The 19412-nt window shown below is 47.8% G+C and carries 21 protein-coding genes and 2 pseudogenes; 14 read left to right on the top strand and 9 right to left on the bottom strand.

What is annotated here, in order from left to right; genetic code table 11:
* The 5 genes and pseudogenes from A7Q00_RS01605 to A7Q00_RS01585 form a co-directional block, all read left to right on the top strand.
* Positions 1 to 308, top strand: a pseudogene (locus tag A7Q00_RS01605) (IS630 family transposase); the annotation flags it as partial.
* Between the two features lie 326 nt (positions 309 to 634).
* Positions 635 to 1630, top strand: coding sequence for an enoyl-CoA hydratase/isomerase family protein (locus A7Q00_RS01600; protein ID WP_064088900.1), 996 nt, complete (start codon positions 635 to 637; stop codon positions 1628 to 1630).
* Between the two features lie 124 nt (positions 1631 to 1754).
* Positions 1755 to 2996 (top strand): MFS transporter, encoded by a 1242-nt coding sequence (locus A7Q00_RS01595; protein ID WP_064088899.1) that lies wholly within the window; start codon positions 1755 to 1757, stop codon positions 2994 to 2996.
* Between the two features lie 37 nt (positions 2997 to 3033).
* Positions 3034 to 3780 (top strand): SDR family NAD(P)-dependent oxidoreductase, encoded by a 747-nt coding sequence (locus A7Q00_RS01590; RefSeq protein ID WP_064088898.1) that lies wholly within the window; start codon positions 3034 to 3036, stop codon positions 3778 to 3780.
* Positions 3781 to 4301: 521 nt separating this feature from the next.
* Positions 4302 to 5174: a metallophosphoesterase family protein gene (locus tag A7Q00_RS01585; protein ID WP_082887697.1), complete on the top strand. Its 873-nt coding sequence runs from the start codon at positions 4302 to 4304 to the stop codon at positions 5172 to 5174.
* 105 nt (positions 5175 to 5279) lie between these two features.
* On the opposite strand, the gene A7Q00_RS01580 is transcribed toward A7Q00_RS01585, so the two are convergent.
* From A7Q00_RS01580 to A7Q00_RS01560, 6 genes are all read right to left on the bottom strand, one after another.
* Positions 5280 to 5939 (bottom strand): hypothetical protein, encoded by a 660-nt coding sequence (locus tag A7Q00_RS01580; RefSeq protein ID WP_064088897.1) that lies wholly within the window; start codon positions 5937 to 5939, stop codon positions 5280 to 5282.
* A gap of 111 nt (positions 5940 to 6050) precedes the next feature.
* Positions 6051 to 6887: a hypothetical protein gene (locus tag A7Q00_RS01575; protein ID WP_245637501.1), complete on the bottom strand. Its 837-nt coding sequence runs from the start codon at positions 6885 to 6887 to the stop codon at positions 6051 to 6053.
* Between the two features lie 127 nt (positions 6888 to 7014).
* On the bottom strand, positions 7015 to 7497 hold the full coding sequence (locus A7Q00_RS01570; RefSeq protein WP_156503685.1) for a hypothetical protein: 483 nt from the start codon (positions 7495 to 7497) through the stop codon (positions 7015 to 7017).
* A gap of 64 nt (positions 7498 to 7561) precedes the next feature.
* Positions 7562 to 8131: a hypothetical protein gene (locus tag A7Q00_RS13215; protein WP_156503684.1), complete on the bottom strand. Its 570-nt coding sequence runs from the start codon at positions 8129 to 8131 to the stop codon at positions 7562 to 7564.
* An 86-nt stretch (positions 8132 to 8217) separates the two neighbouring features.
* A complete protein-coding gene (locus A7Q00_RS01565) occupies positions 8218 to 8523 on the bottom strand; it encodes a TM2 domain-containing protein (protein ID WP_082887696.1) in 306 nt (101 codons plus the stop codon).
* 50 nt (positions 8524 to 8573) lie between these two features.
* Positions 8574 to 8942, bottom strand: coding sequence for a hypothetical protein (locus A7Q00_RS01560; RefSeq protein ID WP_064088895.1), 369 nt, complete (start codon positions 8940 to 8942; stop codon positions 8574 to 8576).
* A 139-nt stretch (positions 8943 to 9081) separates the two neighbouring features.
* Between A7Q00_RS01560 and A7Q00_RS01555 the strand changes: the two genes are divergently transcribed.
* Positions 9082 to 9357, top strand: a complete 276-nt coding sequence (locus A7Q00_RS01555) for a helix-turn-helix domain-containing protein (RefSeq protein WP_035573502.1) — start codon at positions 9082 to 9084, stop codon at positions 9355 to 9357.
* A gap of 7 nt (positions 9358 to 9364) precedes the next feature.
* Here A7Q00_RS01555 and A7Q00_RS01550 read toward each other — a convergent pair whose 3' ends face one another.
* Positions 9365 to 10519, bottom strand: coding sequence for an AAA family ATPase (locus A7Q00_RS01550; RefSeq protein WP_064088894.1), 1155 nt, complete (start codon positions 10517 to 10519; stop codon positions 9365 to 9367).
* 209 nt (positions 10520 to 10728) lie between these two features.
* On the opposite strand from A7Q00_RS01550, the gene A7Q00_RS01545 reads away from it, so the two are divergent.
* Positions 10729 to 12141, top strand: a complete 1413-nt coding sequence (locus A7Q00_RS01545; RefSeq protein WP_064088893.1) for a hypothetical protein — start codon at positions 10729 to 10731, stop codon at positions 12139 to 12141.
* Between the two features lie 23 nt (positions 12142 to 12164).
* On the opposite strand, the gene A7Q00_RS01540 is transcribed toward A7Q00_RS01545, so the two are convergent.
* Positions 12165 to 13394 (bottom strand): ATP-binding protein, encoded by a 1230-nt coding sequence (locus A7Q00_RS01540; protein ID WP_064088892.1) that lies wholly within the window; start codon positions 13392 to 13394, stop codon positions 12165 to 12167.
* 1544 nt (positions 13395 to 14938) lie between these two features.
* Positions 14939 to 15421 (bottom strand): hypothetical protein, encoded by a 483-nt coding sequence (locus A7Q00_RS01530; protein ID WP_064088890.1) that lies wholly within the window; start codon positions 15419 to 15421, stop codon positions 14939 to 14941.
* 224 nt (positions 15422 to 15645) lie between these two features.
* Here A7Q00_RS01530 and A7Q00_RS01525 point away from each other — a divergent pair, with 224 nt between their 5' ends.
* From A7Q00_RS01525 to A7Q00_RS14270, 7 genes and pseudogenes are all read left to right on the top strand, one after another.
* Positions 15646 to 16131 carry an HNH endonuclease gene (locus A7Q00_RS01525; protein WP_342668402.1) on the top strand — a complete coding sequence of 162 codons (486 nt, stop codon included), beginning with the start codon at positions 15646 to 15648 and terminating at the stop codon, positions 16129 to 16131.
* 1 nt (position 16132) lies between these two features.
* Positions 16133 to 16513 carry a hypothetical protein gene (locus tag A7Q00_RS01520; RefSeq protein WP_064088889.1) on the top strand — a complete coding sequence of 127 codons (381 nt, stop codon included), beginning with the start codon at positions 16133 to 16135 and terminating at the stop codon, positions 16511 to 16513.
* A gap of 116 nt (positions 16514 to 16629) precedes the next feature.
* Positions 16630 to 17010, top strand: a complete 381-nt coding sequence (locus A7Q00_RS01515) for a hypothetical protein (RefSeq protein WP_064088888.1) — start codon at positions 16630 to 16632, stop codon at positions 17008 to 17010.
* A gap of 118 nt (positions 17011 to 17128) precedes the next feature.
* Complete coding sequence (locus A7Q00_RS01510) at positions 17129 to 17518, top strand: hypothetical protein (RefSeq protein WP_064088901.1); 390 nt, start codon at positions 17129 to 17131, stop codon at positions 17516 to 17518.
* Between the two features lie 100 nt (positions 17519 to 17618).
* Positions 17619 to 17777 (top strand): hypothetical protein, encoded by a 159-nt coding sequence (locus A7Q00_RS13210; RefSeq protein WP_153717365.1) that lies wholly within the window; start codon positions 17619 to 17621, stop codon positions 17775 to 17777.
* 67 nt (positions 17778 to 17844) lie between these two features.
* Entirely contained in the window at positions 17845 to 18189 is a 345-nt protein-coding gene (locus A7Q00_RS01505; RefSeq protein ID WP_064088887.1) for a hypothetical protein, read from the top strand.
* An 833-nt stretch (positions 18190 to 19022) separates the two neighbouring features.
* A pseudogene (locus A7Q00_RS14270) lies at positions 19023 to 19217 on the top strand (hypothetical protein); the annotation flags it as partial.
* Positions 19218 to 19412: the final 195 nt, after the last annotated feature.

Genomic DNA, 19412 nt, shown 5'->3' with positions numbered 1-19412 from the left:
TTGCTCCGATGGTTTATCAAAATACGATGACCGGAGTCTTTTTTGAAGCGTGGTTTCAGCAATGCCTACTGCCCGCATTGACTCAAAAATCGGTGATTATTTTAGATAATGCACGATTTCACCGTATGGGTGTCTTACGGGAAATGGCAGAAAAATTGGGACATAAGGTATTGCCTCTTGCACCTTATTCACCCGAACTCAACCCGATTGAGAAGGTGTGGGCGAATATTAAGCGGTATCTTCGAACCGTATTGTCTGATTACGCCCGATTTGACGATGCGTTACTGTCCTATTTTGATTTTAATTGACTATAGATTGTGCTGCTCTGTGTGAAACATAATCGCTTTTGAGTATCGACTAAAGGCATGGGCACAACCAAGCTGAAAAAGGCTACCTGAATCTGGTTTCAGGTAGCCTTTAAATTTGTGTAAATCGGCAGGTATTCATCTAACAATCATGATTAACATATTGTTTATAAAAATGTATTCTTATATAGCATAACAAAAAACCGAAATAGAATTTCACAGCCGCAAGGGGCGGGCGTTAATCTGCCGCCACTTTCAGCGCAACGCCATTTTGTGTGTTGGTTTGCTGAAACCCGTTTCTTTTCCCACCCTGTTTTAGGAGCAATATCATGGCTATTAAAGGCAACTACGAAAACGATTCCGGCAAACGCAAAGAACTGTCCCACAAAGAGCTGAAAACCATTCCTCATATGCCCTTTGAGGAGTATTCCGAAATTCTGAAAGGCTGCATCCAAATGAAACGCGAACGCGGCATTTTGGAAGCCCGTATGCATACCAACGGCGGCCCCGTGCAATGGAGTGCTGAGCTGCATCAAGGCCTACACTATTTCTTCAACTGGGCCGGCCGCGATCCCGATAATGAAGTCATCATTTTGGGCGGTATCGGCCCGGATACCTTCAAAGGCATCGGCCGCACCAATGAAAAAGGCGAATGGCAGCCCGCTATCGAGTTTGCCTCCGATCCTGATGTGTCTTGGCGTATGTACGAATACCAATACTACGACGACACCAACGACATTGAAGGCCAGATTTTCGACGTCGAGGTGCCCACCATCGGCGTATGGACCGGCGCCACCTTCCACTCTGACTTGGTACTGTTCAGCGACATCACCCTCGCTACCGAAGATGCTTGGACCACTGAAATGCACTTCCGTACCAACATGGTGCCCGGTGACGGCGTACAAATCGCTTGGCGTGAACTGATGGGTCGCAAACGCTTCGCCTATGCAGAGCTGACTGGTGAAATCATCACTGCCCGCAAGGCACTGAAACTGGGCATGATCAACGAGATCTGCACCGACACCGAAGCTGCCTACAAACGCGCTTGGGAAATCGCCGACCTGATTATGCAAACTGGTACCCGTGTAACCCGCCGCATCACTACCCAGATTTTGCGTCAGCCTTGGAAAGAAGACATCGCCAAAGAACTGCGCAGTTCTTTCGCCACTGAAATGTTCGTAACTGCCACCGAACACTCTCCGCACGAAGCCAGTTTCTGGGATCAGGCCAAAGAAGAAGCTGCTCTGGTAATCGCTGCCGAGAAGAAAGGCAAAGTAATTCGTCCGCGCTTGAATGGTGGCCAAGAAGAGGACGAGATCAAGTAAGTTATTTACCTTGCTGAGATTATCGCTCTTCTGATTGAGCAAAATAACGGGGTTAGCTCAATAATGGGCACCCCGTTTTCAGTTGGTATTTTTCAAATACTGCTATTTATACGGAAGCTGCATCATGAATACCGAAGCCAAACCCAGCCTCAATTTCGGCAAACAGGGCTGGACAGTCATCCTCATGCAGGCATGTATGTTTTGGGTGATGGCTGGTGCCTGTACACACGGCCTGAACGTAAGCCTACCAGAATTGTCCAAACTTTATAACCTGGATTACAAAGAACTGCTGTTTTATGTCACCCCTGCCTCATGGGCAGCCATTCCCGCTGCACCGATTTTCTCGTGGGCAATTGAGAAAAAGGGGTTGAAATTTAATATAGTACTTTCCTGCCTGGCCTGTGCCATATGTTTTGGCCTGTTAGGTTACGCCAATTCCATCTTGAGCTTTGCGCTGTTGTTTGCAGGAGTGAGCTTTTTTGGTACTGGTGCGGCTTATGTGGGCGGCACAGGGCTCGTAGCAAACTGGTTTGTACGCAAACAGGCCTTGGCTCTAGGATTTATTACCTTCGGTCAAACTTTTTCCAGCGCGTTTTTCGTGCCGGTGTTGGCTGCATCGTTTGCCATGTTTACCGTACCACACGGCTTTTGGATTATGTCGGTGATTATGGTGGCTTTGGCCTTGGTAGTTGGTTTGCTGATTGCCAACAGACCTGAAGATGTGGGGCTGCTGCCTGATAACGAGCCTGCTCCGGTATCTGCCGAACCTGCACCAAAAGCCAGCAGTCTGACCAATGGCCAATTGATGAAAATGAAAGATATTTGGCTTATGGGTGTGTCTACCGGCATGATTTACATTATGTTGGTTGGCGTAGTTAGCCAGATGGTACCGCGCCTGTTAGAGCTTGGTTTCCCAATGGAAAAAGCAATTTTCTATATGAGCGCGTCTGCCCTGTTTGGTACGTTTGGTGCATATGGCTGGGGCTGGTTGAATAACAAAGTCGGTATTAAAAACGCTCTGCTGATTTACACCGTTTGGTGGATGGTGGCCATCGGCTTGAATATTACTAATAACTCCACCGTCCTGCTGCTTTCGTTGGCCATGATTGGCTTAGCACTACCCGGCGCTACCAATTACAGCACTGCTTTCGTCTCCACTAAATTTCCGCGTGCTGCATATATTAAGGCTTTAGGTATTGTCCACCCCGTGCAATCGGTAGTGCGCTGTTGTGCTTTCTCCATCTTAGCATTCGGGCTGACTATTTTTGGCGGTTATACCGGTGCGTATATGTTGCTGATTGCTATCGGCGCAATAACCTTGGTACTGATTTGGATGACCGATCTAACTCCGGTTAAAGAACAATAATTTTCATATTAAATTACTTATAGATAAAGGAAATATCATGAGATTGAAAGACAAAATTGCTATTGTTACTGGTTCTAGTTCTGGTATCGGCGAAGAAACCGCCAAACTATTTGCCCGCGAAGGTGCTACGGTCATCTTGACTGCCCGCAGCAAGGAGAAATTGGCAAATGTGGAAGCTGAAATTCGTGCTGCCGGTGGTAAATGTGCCATTGTTCCCGCCGACGTGACTATTGAAGCTGACTGCCGCCATCTAATTGAAGAAACTGTAAAAAACTTTGGCCGCATCGATATTTTGGTAAACAACGCAGGCATCGCCGACAAACATATGCCAATTACCAAATGCAGCACCGCATGGTGGGACGAGGTTATCCTTACCGATCAAACCTCTGTATTCTATCTAACCAAGGCAGCATTGGAGCATATGACAAAAGGGTCGATTGTAAACGTGTCTTCCATCGGCGGTGTATTCGGTTCAGCAGGCATTTCCTATTCAGCTGCCAAAAGTGCACTGCTTGGTATGACCAAAAATATTGCCATCCAGTTTGCGGGCAAAGGCATACGCTGCAATGCAGTTTGTCCAGGCCCTACCCCCACTCCGCTTAACACACCGGAAAAACTCGCCACCTTCGATGAATTCGCTGAGCAATGCGCCAAACACATGAATATGGGCTTGCCACATACTCCTGCTATCCAGCAGGCACAGGCAATTTTGTTCTTTGCCTCTGACGAGTCCGATGGCACGATAGGGCAAGTATTGGTAGTGGACAACGGTATTACTTTGTAAATTTTTGGCTAAAAGGACATTTGGGATAGTTTTTCATTCCAAATTTCCTTTTATCTTTGTTGTAGTATTAAACGACTGCTGGTGAAATTAGTGTCAACATCATCAGCTCCCAAGTATTCAGACGACATGGCAGCCAGCTTGCTGTCAGCCGAGACGGGGATATCCTCGACACCAGTGAACTGCTGAATAAATAATACCGCCGCAGCAGTCGCATTTTTGGGATAATGCCAAGTGACCGTGCCTTCAACCGCATTTTCAGTACAAAACCGACTCCAGCCACCAAGATGGCAGCGAGCTCACCCCCAAACGGCCGCATAGTCGGCCACAACAGTAAACGGAGGCAGTCAACCCCGGCCGACCTCTACACGAAGCCTGCAGGTAAATCCAAAAAATGAACAGCCCGTCTAAATTCTAACTTGAATTGAATTTCCCTAGTTATCTAGGACAGCCCCAATATTTTTCCGATTGACCGACACGCCATCTCTGCATTTTATTTCCATCACTCAATTGCAACCGTTCCCATGATCCGCCTTGCCCTGTTCGCCGACATCCACGGCAGATTCCTGCTCCCCTTCAAGCTGGCGCACCACTACCAGCAAACCACCGGCAAATCCATAGACTTAATTGTCCAATGCGGCGATATGGGCGCATTCCCGGATAAGTGCCGTATGGACAAGGCCACGCTGCGTCATGCGGCGAGAGACCGCGACGAATTGGGCTTTATGAATGATTTTGTGCACGCCAAGCCGCCAATCGCGCAATTCCTCGACCGGCTCAACCTCAATATGCTCTGCGTACGCGGCAATCATGAAGACCATGAATTTTTAGATGAACTGGAACGGCAAAGCGTGCAGGCTGCTTTTCCGATTGATGTTTATCAGCGCGTTTGGGTGCTGAAGACGGGCGAACCGTTTGTGTTGCAGAAGAATGGCGAGCAGTTGGAAATTCTCGGCATCGGGCGCATTGGCGATAGGAAACAGCGGCCGCACGGTGAATTTATTCAGGAGTATGAACGGCAAACCTTGCGCCGCTTTATTAAAGACTGCCTGAAAAACAAACACGACCCCGATGTGTTGATAACGCACGACCAGCCCGCCGACAGCCAAAGCGGTTACGGCGCGGAAGAGATTGCCGATGTGCTGGACCAGCTGGCGTTTGCCTACCATTTTTACGGGCACACGGGCGAGGCATACCGGCAGAACTTGGCGGACAACGGTATCACCCGGTCGGTCAAAATCAAAGAATTGGAATTTGACCGACAGGGCAAGTTGTCGGAAGGCTGTATGTTGATTCTGGAAGTGGAGCAGCAGGAAGGGGACAAGCTGTTTACGCTTTCGCCTGTGCCGTTAAACGAGATCATTCATTTTATGCGGGACACTTGGCGGTATTGCTGATGCGGAAAGGATGGATTGAAAACCCGTCCTTTTGTTTTGCCGACTGTTTTTCAGGTAGCCTACACCATTCAAGGCTACCTGAAAATTCATCTCTAAAATAAAAGCTCATTCATTCAATGCTGCCAATCTCGCCCGAATTTTTGCAGCCGCATCTTCCGTGCTGTTGCCGACAATAACGTTTTGCTTGTCGTCGAAATACTGCACGGCAGGGAGGTCGCGCAGGAAGCTGTCAATATCCTGTGCGGTCAGGAAACGGCCGTGCATATCCCAGCCGACATTGAGGGCGCGTCCTTTGACGGCGGCCATGCGGTCGTGCAGATGGCCGTAGAGGTGGTATAGGCCGTGGTGGATGCCGTCCCATTCGTATAAAGGATAGTGGCACAAAATCGCGGTATTACTGATTTCGGGCAGTTTGAGCCGCAGGTAATGGCTGGCGGACGAGAGTAACGGATTGCCGTCGGCTTTGCGCGTGTTGAGGAAATGTGCTTCGTTTTGCCGAATCAGGTAGTCGTGGTTGCCGTAGATCAAATGGTGTTGCCCGTTAAGCCGTTGCAGCACGGCTTCGATGTGTGCGGGCTTTTTGGCAAAGCAGACATCGCCGAGGTTGTACACAGTGTCTTGCGGGGTAACGACGCGGTTCCAGCAGTCGATCAGGTATTCGTTCAGCTCGTCGGCGTTATCGCTTTGCAGGCGGAATTGCGGGCAGTATCGGGCGATGTTGGGATGGGAGAAGTGCCAGTCGGCGGTAAAATAGGTTTGAGGCATGGGATACTCGGTTTCTGGTCATCTGACAATGAAAAATAAGGTGCAGGCTGCTTTAGAGGCCGTCTGAAATGGGGTTGGCGCGATAAAAAGCAGCCTGCACTTTTTGCCTGCCTATCTGCCGGTCAATACCAACCGTCGGCAGAAGGCTTCCCAATCGGCAAGGGGCACAACGTGCGTGCCGTCTGCCAACGAGTGTACAGCGGAAGCGCAGGCGGTGTGCCAATAGGTGTAAAACGGTAGTTTGGCGATGTCGGCTTCCGATACGGCAGGGGCATTATCCTGTTCTGGCGTATACACAATCGGCAGGCCGAAATAGCTGCATTGGCCGTCTTCCGCTTGATTGCCTGTGTGGCTGGTTTGGCAGCGGTGTTTACCGGTACGGACAAATCGGCGGCAGAACGCGTTCCAATCATGCAGAAAAACGGTGGCTTGCCCGTCTATCAGACTTTGGGCGGAACCGATGCTGCTGTCCCGCCAAAACGGGTAGAACGGTAATGCAGCGATGTGATGTTCCATGATGACCGGAAAATCTCTCTGCCCTACCGGCCGCATCACCGGAACGCCGAAACAGGCGGTTTCAGGCAAGGCATGTGCAGGCTGCATGAAGGTGTTTTGCAGGATAACGGCCGCTTCTGCAGGGTCAATACCCAAACTGTCTATGGCAGGCTGCAAGGTTGCGGGCAGGTCGCAAAAGCAGCCTGCACCTTCCGGCAGGCAATACACCGAGTTGTGCGTATGTGCCAGCGGTGCCGACCATTGGGTAACGGGCGAGGTGCGGATTCGGCCGCCTGCGGCAAAGCGTCCCGAACCATCTTGGGCGACTGTGCCGTACACCACGGCATACTCGGATTTGCCGGGCGTGTGGTAGCGCGTGAAGGTCCAATCCGCCAATATGGTGCAGTCGTGGGAACGTTCAGATGAGATGGGGTTGGCAGGGATGTCGGGCATAGTTCCCTCCTTGAGTATCGATATGGCGTGATTTTTAAATAACCGCAGGTATGGCAGCCCATACAGGTTACCTGAAAAAATCCGCTTCCATATAGGAAGCGGAATTCTGTGTAGCTGACGATAAAGCTTAACGGCGTTGTAGCGTTAATGTCGCGCCCATTGTACCACGCCCCATGCCGAAATCCTGTTTAATCGTCAGTTGGTAATCGCGACAGCGGTAAACATATTGCTGCCGACCTCTTTGCCAACCTGTTTTGGGTAAACCATAACGCCCCGTCCATGCACGGGCAAGACCGGCAACAGATGTTTCGAGATCGTCATAAACGAGCGAGAAGGCGCTGATTTGACCGCGTGCATAGTTGATATATGCCACAGATTGTACATCGGGCGAGAGGCGGAGCTGCCCGGGCTCGGCGTCAAACTGCCCGGATTGCGAATTGCTGGCATGTCGGCGGGCTTGCGGGAAACGGCGTTGGAAGGAGCTAACCGGTTCGTCGAGCTTCAATCCTTCGATAGTCAGTGATTGCAGCGGAACGGCGCAGGTTTGCGGCGTAGCTTGAGCGGCCAAGGCGGTGGTGAGCAGCATGGTGGAAAGGATGGTTTTTTGCATAATTGGGCTCCATTTGAATGAGGTGTAGTAGAAATTGGCCACTACCTGAAGAATAAAAGTAAACTCAACTGTCACAGAGTATATGAAGCATTTTTTCAGTAATCGCTCCATATCTCATCCGGGCCCCGCAACTGGGGTTGTTTGAGTATCCCCAATAAGGGCTGCGTAAATCCGAATTATTGATTTTAGTACCTGCATTACGTGTGCTTACTAATCTATTTCTATAAAAACTCCTCTGACGAACAACCTCATAACTCCTTTCTTTACAATAATATACGTCAATATATTCTTCTCTATCTATCTTAGTTCCCGAGCTACTGTTTACCGGTACTACATATTGATCTTTCATTCTAACCGCTATGATATTAGGATTATTATCGACAATACGTATAGAGTTAGCATCATAACTTTTATCTACCCCCGCCGAACCGCCTACAAAACGGCCTACATACCGCCAACTTGGCCGGCCCAGCTTTATATTCAAATCGGATTTGGCGCATTGTGAGGCCGTACTACCGTTGTTGGTACTCAGTGCACCACCCATGCCCATAAAAAAGTTATCTATATCTGCGGCGGTACAGGCAGCCAGCAATAAGCTGCATGCGCTCACAGTCAATAAGGGGTTACGTTTCATGATTTTCTCTCTAATTAATATAGGTGGGAAAGAGCTTCTCAGGCTACCTCATAATTTTCAGGTAGCCTTAATATCAAGATGAGGACTTAAAACCAAGCCTTTTTACCCTGTACGTACACACGCTCAAACTCTTCATCGCTGCACATCAGGTATTTGATGCCGTCAATCAGGCTTAACACGCTGATCACGAGTATTGGGATTAACAAAAAAGATCCCAGTATGCTAACCAGCAGATAAATCAAACCTACTTTGTTGATGCCCAAATAAAATTTATGTACGCCCAAACAGCCCAAAAATATGGCCAACAAGGCCGCCACCAAGCGTTTGCTGATGCCGTTGCCGGTGTTGGATGTGTTTGTGATGGAGGTATTGTTTTGGTTTTCAGTCGTCATGACCATGCTCCTTATGGGAAAGTTAAAAAGAAAAAAACAGTTGGCAGTGTTTAATATGCTGTCCAGCCTGAATCGGTGCGAACCAGCACAATGGTAATCGAACCGGTATTGGCAGGTACTTTCATCCCGTTGATTTCATATTCGCCGATTTCGTAGCTGATCGGGCACTCAAAGCGCTTCCCTTCCGTATCGGCCTTCGCGCAGCTTCCTGCTTTGCTGACAGACAGGTTGCTTTGTATCTTTTCCGCGATTTCGGATAGATTGGTGTCACCGCCCGTCATCTGATCTGCCGTCGAATAAATATTCATCTGTGCAGCCAAGGTTTTCGCCAGCGCTCTTTTAATGTCGCTATTGCTCGGCTCGCCACCGCACGCGGTCAACAAGCTCACTAAAGGTAATAGGCATATCGACTTCTTCATCAAACGCTCTCCCGTAAAAAATCAAACAGTTATCAGATAGCCTGAAGGGTAGGCTCAAGTTCAAAGTTATAGGTTAACAACCTGCATTATCCTATTATCCCAAATTTGGGAATATTGAGCAATGCACTATGATTTTCCTATGAAAAGAATGCGTCCCTCCCTTTATTCCCCCGAAATGGCATGGCTGCGGCAAACCTTAGTCGGCCGCCGTTTGGAGCTGAATTTGACCCAAAAAATGTTGGCAGAACGCATGGGGGTCATTTTGTCGTTTATCGGGAAGGTTGAAACGGGTGAGCGGCGCTTAGACATTGCCGAGTTTGTGAGATACTGCCAAGCACTGGAGCTGAACCCCAGCCTTGTACTGGAAGAGTTCTGTGCCAAACTGGAAGAGCAACACCCGCCTATGATGATGTAGCGCCTCCTTAATGGAGCAGGCCGGTAATGGATACGCATTCATCCTCTGTCTGTGACACATTGCCATATAGCAACGGCAGATGATGTAACCTAATTTCGGCATATTGACTATTCGCCAAAAACGCCCGAGCCAGAGCCAGGCCCAGCCTTTTTTTGGCATCACGTGGCGACTCCTTTGCCAAAGCACGAACCACTTCGTCATTCAATTTAGCCGGGGTGCAATGTTCCATCCGGTATTCGGCACGGTAGGAGGCATAAAAACCATCAATCATCCGGTGCATTTGTTCCGTTGTCGGCAATGCGATGTGATAGACGGTTGCCCGAGACAGGATACTGGCCGGAATGCGGTTCAAACTGTTTGCCGCCGCAATCCAGTTGATATAAGCAGCATTAATCGGCAGTTCTAGGAAATCATCGTGAAATTTTCGGGCAGTTTCCGATTCCCACAGCGAGTGCAGTACATTTAAAGGGGAAGGATAGCGCTCGTCTTTCACAGCTTTTTCGATTTCATCAATAAAAAACAGGAGATTGGCGGTATCGCTATCCGACATTCTCTGCACCACCGCACCTGGTGCGCCGTTGGCCCATTTGCTGCTCGTCCCGCTTAAGGCCGCACCGGTGGTCACGTTTTCAAACGATTTCTCGAAGAGGGGCAAACCCAAAGCCACAGCCAACTCGCTGACAAAATGACTTTTGCCCGTTCCCGGATCGCCAACCAATATCATCGGCTGGCAGGCCAAGGCTTGCCCTATCCTTCCCTGCAGCACGACTTGTGCCTGCACATCCAAAATCACTTCTTTGAAATTCGGCATTTTCTGTGCCAACGAATTCAATTTCGCCAGTACATACTCAATATTTTTAAATAAAACCAACTTCTTGGGCTTTACCAATTTTTGCAACATGGCTTTATGGGCAAAGACGCCCTTTTGTTGGCCACATCGCGTGATCAACTGCCGCAGAGACGGTTGTTGCTCCTCATCCACCAAGCAGATTGTTGGAAAGGGATCAGCTGGCTGATCTTCGATTCCTCGGCGGTTGCTCCGACCAGAACCATCAGAACCATGATGATTCAATGCATTCGATTCAGCTGGTGCAAACATCTCCTGCATTTCTTCATGGGTGGCCACAATGGCGTCAACCCGGATATCGTTAGAGAAGGCCATGGTGGCTCCTTGAATAATCTGTAAATAAGTTTATCTAAGAATTACCTGTAGAGAAAATATCAAAAATGCTTTAGTTTGTCAATTAATGTTTTTCAAGTTTAATTTATGAGTATTATTGGTGGGATTCTACAAATCCTATTAGATGATTTTGTTTAGTACAGATACTTACAGTAGAATCAGTTCTGTTATCCGTAGATGACTCTTGGAAAATGATTGAACAAAAAGAATCAGAGAAAGAATTAGTTGTATTTGACTCAGCGCATTTGGCAGCTTGGTCTGCCCGAAAAATGCGCAAGGCAGCGAAGGCCGAGAAGGCGGCTGCCACCATGGAGGAAGAGTGGAGTGAGCAGATCCTGTTAAACGAGATCCTGAGGGTCTGCCTGCAGAAGGCGGCCGATCTGCTTGGCGTATACAATTCAGATGGCTTGGTCATTACCATGAACGACTGCGTCACCTGGGCCGTGGAGGCTGCCATCGCCAAAACGGCTGAACAGTACCAATTTTATGACAACACATTTAATTTTATAGATGCCCCCGTCATCAACGGCTGGAACAGTTTCCGTTTTACCTGCCGTTTTTCCAATGGAAACTTGAAGCAGGAAGTGGGGGCGGCATTAACCTGCTGGCGGCGCATGAGCGGCTACAATGTCAGTTCCAGTGTGTTTATCAATTTTGCGATCGTGTTATTTTTGCAGCATGCCGGCTTTGTGTTCTACGATCTTGATGGGCAGGAAATAGCAGACGCTTTCAAGATCCTGGCAGCACCAGAATCACAGCTGGGCAAGATCGAATTATGTTTGGGCAACAGGCCGCAAGTTGTTTTCAGCCAGCCTGCATACGGAGGACGTTTTTTCCCCGCCGTGTTTTATCCGGTCGGGCTACCTGAAAATACAGCAGAAGAAACTGAAGAATGGGAAGATTTGGCCTTACGGCTACCCCTAACTTTGTACCGCGTGGTAAACATGTGGGCAAGTGCCTGCCAACTGGAAGCAACAGAACGACTACAGCAATACGATCCCGCTGCGGGCATAGCCGTGCAAACTGATGAACGGACTTGGGATTATTCATTTGAAGAAGCCGTCCGCATGGCTATAGAAATATATATCCGGCTGGAAGAATACGCGCAGGCGAAACAAAAACCGGTTTGGGGTGAAGCTTGGCAGACAGTATTGCCCGGATCCGGTTTGCCTGAAGCACTGGCACCCAAAACCACCGCACACCCCGAAAAAAACATCGAGTATGTGCGCGTCATTCCGCGAATTGCCAAAGCTAAGCTAGCACAATGGAGACAATATTCCGGTTCGGACAATAATAAAGCGATGATGGCCTTGACCACCCTGTTGCAGCTGTACGGGCTGTATGTCAGTGATGCCGCAGATGATGGCCTGCCGCCTTTGCAGGTAATGAGTTTATGGCAATATTTCCGCATGGCCAAAGGGCATGAGCTGTACGTCCTGCGCGAACGGGATCTGTTACACCTGCGAGATGACCGCATGACCAACCCGATGCGGATTCTGGACGAACTGTTTTACCGCTATGACCAAGATTATTTCATCGGCTCAACAACAGAAAATGAGGAAGTCTCCGCCGAGGGTGTCGTAAAAAGAAGGATAAAGCGTTAGCTCGAAAATAGTTTCAGGTAGCCTCAAACATAGGCCGCAGGCACGGCAACCAAATTCTCCGCCAACCAGATTTTTTGCGGGTACTGGTTGATGATCGTGCCGTGGGCGATGCCCAATTCGTTTGCCGGCAACGTGTTGCGCAGCAGGTTGAAAGCGGCGGCCATTTTTTTATTGGGATTGGCGGTGGCTTTGATTTCAACGGGGTACAGCATCTGCTGGTGTTCGATCAGTAGGTCGATTTCTTTTTGATTGGTGTCGCGGTAAAAATAAATCGGCGGTTCTTGGCCTTGGTTGTGGAAGGATTTGATGATTTCGCCCACGACAAAAGTTTCAAAAAACTGCCCGCTCTTGGCTCCGTTTTGAATGGTTTCCGGCGTCAGCCATTTGGTCAGGTAGGCCATCAGGCCGGTGTTCAGCATATAGACTTTCGGGGTTTTGATGGCGCGTTTAAGGTGGTTGTTGCCATAGGGTTGCAGCAGATAGACGATGCCCGATGTTTGCAGCACGGTGAGCCAACGCTTGACAGTATCCACCGATACGCCGATTTCCTGGGCCACGCTGCTGTAATTCAATAATTCCCCGCTGCGGGCGGCAATAGCAATCATGAACCGAGTGAAATCGCCGCTGCTGCCTACATTGACCAATTGGCGCACGTCGCGTTCGATATAGGTGGCGACATACGAGGCATAGTAAACCTGCCAGTCGGTTGCGGGTTGCTCGTATAAGCGCGGCATATCGCCGCGGTGGATAATCTGCCAGATATTTTCGTGTTCGGGCAAACTGAATACCGGTTTCCGGTCAGCCAAATAGCCTTCGTCCGGCACAAAGGCCGTCTGAAAATCATCGCCGCGCATTTCGCGCCACGACAATCCGTTTAATTTCAATACCGCAATGCGCCCGGCCAGGCTTTCGCTGACATTTTGCATCAACTCAAAAGCCTGAGAACCGGACAGCAGGTACAGGCCGTTCTGCTTGCGCCGGTCTATATCCATTTTCAGCAGGGGGAACAGCTCGGGGGCATATTGGACTTCGTCCACAATCAGCGGCGGCGTGTGGTTCAATAAAAACAGTTGCGGCTCGTTTTCGGCTTGGTCGAGTAGCAAGGGATCGTCTAAGGTAAGGTATCCGTATTCGGGCGCAATGTGCTGAAGCAGCGTAGATTTACCGACCTGCCGCGCACCGGTCAGCAACACGGCGGGAAATTGGGCGGACAGCTTTTGCAGGACGGATTGCAGGTGACGTGGGTAATACATAACAAAATCCAGTTTAACTTAAGACATAATCTTAATTTAAACTGGATTTTTGCGCAATACATCTTATTTTGTGTGGCAATGATGCCGTAGGCTGCACCGCGAAACAGCCTCCATCATATACACCCCTTGTTATACAGGCGGACATAGTCCTCGGGGGTGATGCGCCGCTCGTTTTGGCTGTTGGGCAGGTCATCAACAATAGGGATCGGGCTAGATGACACGGTAGATTCTCCGGCGGTACAAAAGGTGCGTGAAGAGTTAACAGCATTGAGCAATCAGCGGGAACAACAGGAAGTAGCTGATGATGATGCTTACAGATACGCTAACCCGACTAAAAAAGAACCGCTCTTTCCAGTTAGGCAAGCTGACCGACAAAGGCACATCCGAACCACTGCTGAAACCAGAACATGCTCTTTCGCAGCTGCAGAGGGTTTTTGACGGGGTTCAGATAGCGCTAAGGGGTGAGAGCTCATGGAGCACAGTACGCAGGCCTCTCTGCTTCAAGCACGCTCAACAGAACCGCAACGGATATTGCGCTCTACTCACGGAGACATAAATGCGGTCTTGGCGGCAGCGCAAGGCATCAAAAATCCTTCCCATAACCTACTACGCTCAGCCAGAAATATTCAGCCCCGCCCTGCCAAAACACCATCGGTATCCCGGACCCCAACTACAACCCTGACGACTATTGGTGGAACCGATATTAACTAAACTCCCATCTAAATAAAACAAGCCGCCCTGAGATTGGGTGGCCTTTTTACTATCGGGTGGACAGATACATCTCGCGAATCTGCTCAGGCGTTAATTTGGTTAGTCCCCTTTGGTCATTGACACAGCAGAGAATGAATTTATTGCTTCGGCAAACATAACACCCCTTCCGCCAACTTGCATACATCTCCATGTCGGCGTACTCGACCATTTCCCTTTTTATCATCAGCCCACCTACCAACCCGAAGGCCATCGAGTCAAACCCGATGACATAAAGTCAGCTTCGCCCTCGTTCGGTTGAGACCGAGCTCAGAGTATGCCGACGGGCTTCATACTGAATCCCGTCTCGCCAACCCGAAGGCCGTCGCGTCAAACCCGATGGAAGAAAACCAATCCAAAATTCCAAAATCACCAATGTATATATACTATATATGATATATATATTCTTATAATAGGTATTATATATAAATATAAGTATGCGCTTTAAACAAAAAAAGCAATCTCTAGGACACATCATAGCTCCACTTTTCCCAGACCTATAATTTCAAAAAATTCTGGAGGTAAAACAATAAAAGTTTTACCTCCCGAGAAAATTTTTCCGAAATCTTCATATATCGCTCATATTTTTTCAGAGTCTCTTCCTCCAATGATAAATAATTCTTTGCAGACCAGCCCTTCATCTTTTTATTTCTATACAGGCCGTAGTAGAGCACTGCGTGAAAAATAAAGGTGATTCGAACTTGAGTAAAATTTTTCTAACCCGGACCCTAGTACACCGGCCCAGCAAACCATGATTGGAATTTTTCTGTACCGGCTGCCAAGTTTTGTTTACCTTGCTACTTTCCCTCCTCTAATGACAGCAAAGTCTCCAAAGAATTTATTGCTGATGACTCTTTAACCAATCCAAGATTTTTTACATGGGCTACATTTTTTAGCCTTACTTTCTCTGATAATACCTCCTTCTTCCCTTCGAAAGAGAGAATGTTTAAAAAGTCATCTTCTGGAGATACACCGATGAATATGTCTGATTCTTCGGCAAAGAGCCTTTCAAGATACGTTTTTATCTCCAAACCATCTTTATCTTGACTGTAAAAATAACGGCATCGACCCGTTTGATACATACTGATAATTGAAAAATCAGAGCGCCCATCCCTAGCCACTGATGTCAAAATAAAATGAATCTTTTTTGTAACCTCTCCGTATACACGTCCAAAATTTTTAACATCTATCAGCACTTGTCCTGCGGCAGATTGCTTTTCTCGTACCTGAAAGAGTTTGTATATCCGCATCAGCTTGATTTCGACGAGAGGCTCCACCATGCGTACTGGTACACGTTCCTTCCCCTTTCCAGTTTTTTGCAGTTCATCGGCATTAATGCGGAGAGTCTACTGCAATTTGTTCTTCAGGATGCTGAGATTATCATCTAATAAGAAGACGTGTCCGGTATCCCGATAATGCCATCGGCAAAAACAACCGGAACTACAATCCGGAGCAGCCACGGAAAATCAGCAATAACCGGGGTGCGGACAAACCTTCTCCGAATGTGGCGGCACAAAGGTCCGGCAGTGATATACCGTATAATTCGCGCACCATCAGGGCGGAATTGGAAGCGAAATATGGCCGGGGAAACGTGACATCCACAACCGTTCCGCCAGCCAATGCACCCAATGTGAGATATGCGGGCAGAAAACATCCTGATAGCGGCGTGGTTTTTGACAATAAAGGATTCCCCATTTTTGACGATATTGCCAAATACGATACCCGCCTTGATCAGAAAGCGTTTTATGCAACTAACCGCAGAGGACAGATGCGGATGGCAACGCGGGATTTGCGCGAACAAATCAATTCTGGAAAAATAAGCCGTTCACAATTCTCACCCGAGCAGCTAAAAGCGATTCAAAGCGGAAGGAGCAAAATTCCAGACCACACTTGGCATCATCACCAAGATAGGGGGAGGATGCAGTTAGTGCGTGAGGGTAAACACAAAGTTGGTCACATTGGTGGCGATGCAATACATAAAGGAAAGTAAAATGAAATGGGCTATTTATAAAGAAAACAGTCGAGATTTAGGATTCGCGCTTGCGTGCCTTGACTATCAAGCGATCACGATAGAAGAGCTAAAAAAATGGCTTGATATTGTGTTAATGGATACGCCTACTGAAGAATTGCCAAATTATTTTTTTAATTTGGTGGATGCAGATCAGGATCATTTTGCCAATGACATAGGTTATACTCCAGGTAGCAATCTGTCCCGCTATGAAAAATATGCATTAGAAGGCATTGCGTATATCAGAAAGGTACGGCCTTTAATCGATATGGTGGTCAAAGAAGAAACAGCATTAAAGGCTTTGCAAAACAATCCACAAATATTGGAACGTTTTAAGAAATTCTTTCCTTTTGTTGAGATTTGAGCAAGCAAACGTTTGGGTTTGGATACTTATTGCCTGAATGCTCTTCCAAAAGCAGCCTGCACTTACCCGAATAAGGTGCAGGCTGCTTTGGGTATGTAGGATAAAAGGAAAATAAAATGAAATGGAAAATTCACAAGGAAAACAGTGAAGATTTAGGGTTTGCTATATCCTGCTTTTTTAAAGGGGCAATTACCGCGGATGAATTTAAGAAATGGCTTGAGATTGTGTTAATGGATACGCCTACTGAAGAATTGCCAAATTATTTTTTTGATTTGATAGATGGAGATGTATTTGATATATTTAAGAATATGAGTTATGTCCCACATAGCAGCCTTTCCCGTTATGAAAAATATGCACTAGAAGGAATTGCATACATCAGAAAGGTGCGGTCTTTAACCGATATGTTGGCAAAAGAAGAAACAGCATTAAAAGCCTTGCAAAACGATCCTCAAATATTGGAACGTTTCAAGAAGTTCTTTCCTTTTGTTGAGATTTGAGCAAGCAAACGTTTGGGTTTGGATACTTATTGCCTGAATGCTCTTCCAAAAGCAGCCTGCACTTACCCGAATAGGGTGCAGGCTGCCCTTAAATTCGGGAAATAAAAAAATTAAAGTCATGTGGAATATTATAAAAGATAACAATCAAGACTTGAGCTTTGCTATGGACTGTCTTTCCATTGGTGCTATTAGTGTGTCTGAGTTTAAATCATGGTTGGAAATAGTTATACGTGATAATCCGATTGACGATATTCCAGGCTATATATTTGATATATTAGACTCAAACAACATTAAATTAGATATATATAAGATTCTTGGATTTTCTTTATCTACTGTTTTATCAAAACAAGAAAGAAAAGCCGTATATGGCATTGCGTATACTAGAAGACCTGATTATGGTGCAGGTTATGACGTATCTGTTAGCAAATTGGTTGCATTAAAGGCCTTGCAAAGCAATCCCCAAATATTGGAACGTTTCAAGAAGTTCTTTCCTTTTGTTGAGATTTGAGCCGGGCGTTCAATATCACGGCCAACTTGCTCCAAAAGCAGCCTGCACATATCCCAATAGAGTGCAGGCTGCCTTGGGTATCTGATAAAAGGAAAGTAAAATGAAATGGATGATATATAAAGACAACAGCAAAGATTTAGGGTTTGCCTTATCCTGTTTGTTTAGTCAGGCAATTACCATGAATGAATTTAAACAATGGCTTGATATTGTTCTTATGGATACGCCTACTGATGAATTGCCAAACTATTTTTTGATTTAATAGATTTTAATCAAGCAAAATTTCATCTAACCACTGTTATTGGATTTTCTCCATCAAACGATTTATTATGAAGAGGGATATCGGCCTGGCGAATCGCCTACTCTATGGTGAAGATGGTTCTCCTATTTCCCTAGTTCCCACCTACAACGATCTAAGGGCCCGTGGCATCACCCCCAACGGCCGCAACAACATCTACACCCTCAGCCCCGCCTGCTATTGGGATGGTGATTTGTGCCAAACCGCCTTAGGCTACAACCGCGACGAAGTCATCCGCCGCCTTGCAGGGAAAGTACCCGATGTGCGCCCGCTGGCCGACGGGGTGTACATCATCTTCAACGACAACCCCTTGCTCTCCTTCGATGACTTCCTCGCCATCCAGCACACCTTCAAGCCGATACTTGGATTGCAGTAGTGTAAGCAGCATCAACTGGAAAAAGGCTACCTGAAATTTTTTCAGGTAGCCTTTCTATCTGATTTGCTTGGTATGCGAACCATCCAAAGCGGTAGCAAATATAGGGTAGACAGAACACCCGTAAGGTGTTGCACGCGGACAATCTTCCCTCATTATAGTGAATTAAATTTAAATCAGGGCAAGGCGGCGAGTCGCAGACAGTACACACGTTACGGCAAGGCGAGCCAACACTGTACTGGTTTAAATTTAATTCACTATACAATACACTTTTCAGGTAGCCTTTGTCTGGTTGATGTTGCCGTTAGGCGAAGCCATGGGTATTCCATGCCGAATATTTGAAGCCTGCCGTTTTCAGCCAGCCTCTTTGTATTGCTCATTGCGTCTATTTTTTTCAGGTAGCCTTTATCTTCCGACTTAGGGCTACCTGAAAAAAATCCCTCTCATGTTATTCTTCAGCGAATGCTCTTAGCAGCCTATCATCCCACCCCCTCCAACCCTGTTTGGATCCGAACAGGCTACCTGAAAATTTTCAGGTAGCCTTTGTTCCTCCACCCGAAACGGATACAGGCTAGGGCTGATAGTCAAAACTGGCAGAAGGTGGTGGCGATATGCATGACATCATCGGTATCCGCCACCGGCCGTTTACCCATCCGATCGGTACGGTCGAACAGCAGGCAGCCAACGTGCCGGCACCGCAGGCGCAGGCCGACAACGCCGCCCCGAATCCGACTGCCGTGAACGATGCTGCCGGCCGCCTGCCGCAGATCCACAGCGTGGCCGCCGACACCCGTTTACCCAACGGCAGCCTGTTCAAAATCAATCCCGGCCGTGCCGGCTGGCTGATTGAAACCGATCCTGCCTTCACCGACTATCGCAGCTGGCTGGGCAGCGACTATATGCTGCGCGGTCTCGGGCAAGACCCCGACTACACCCACAAACGCCTCGGCGACGGCTATTACGAGCAGCGCTTGATCAACGAGCAAATCGCCAAACTGACCGGCTATCGGAGGCTGGACGGCTATTGCAACATTCTTTTCAGGTAGTCTCTATTTTCAGCATCAGGCTGCCTGAAATTCTTCCAAACAAGCGCTACACTTCAATCAAGCACCCGTCCCGATAACCGTTGCGCCCAATTTCGTTGGGATAGCCCAAGGGGTTGATGACCACGCGGCAGCCTTGAATATTGGCATCCATCGCCGTATGCGTGTGTCCGGCAAACCAGT

Origin of the sequence: Eikenella halliae, assembly GCF_001648475.1 — a bacterium.
Classification (GTDB): domain Bacteria; phylum Pseudomonadota; class Gammaproteobacteria; order Burkholderiales; family Neisseriaceae; genus Eikenella; species Eikenella halliae.
The sequence above is the reverse complement of the archived record's forward strand: the minus strand, read 5'-3'. Positions and strand labels throughout refer to the sequence as shown.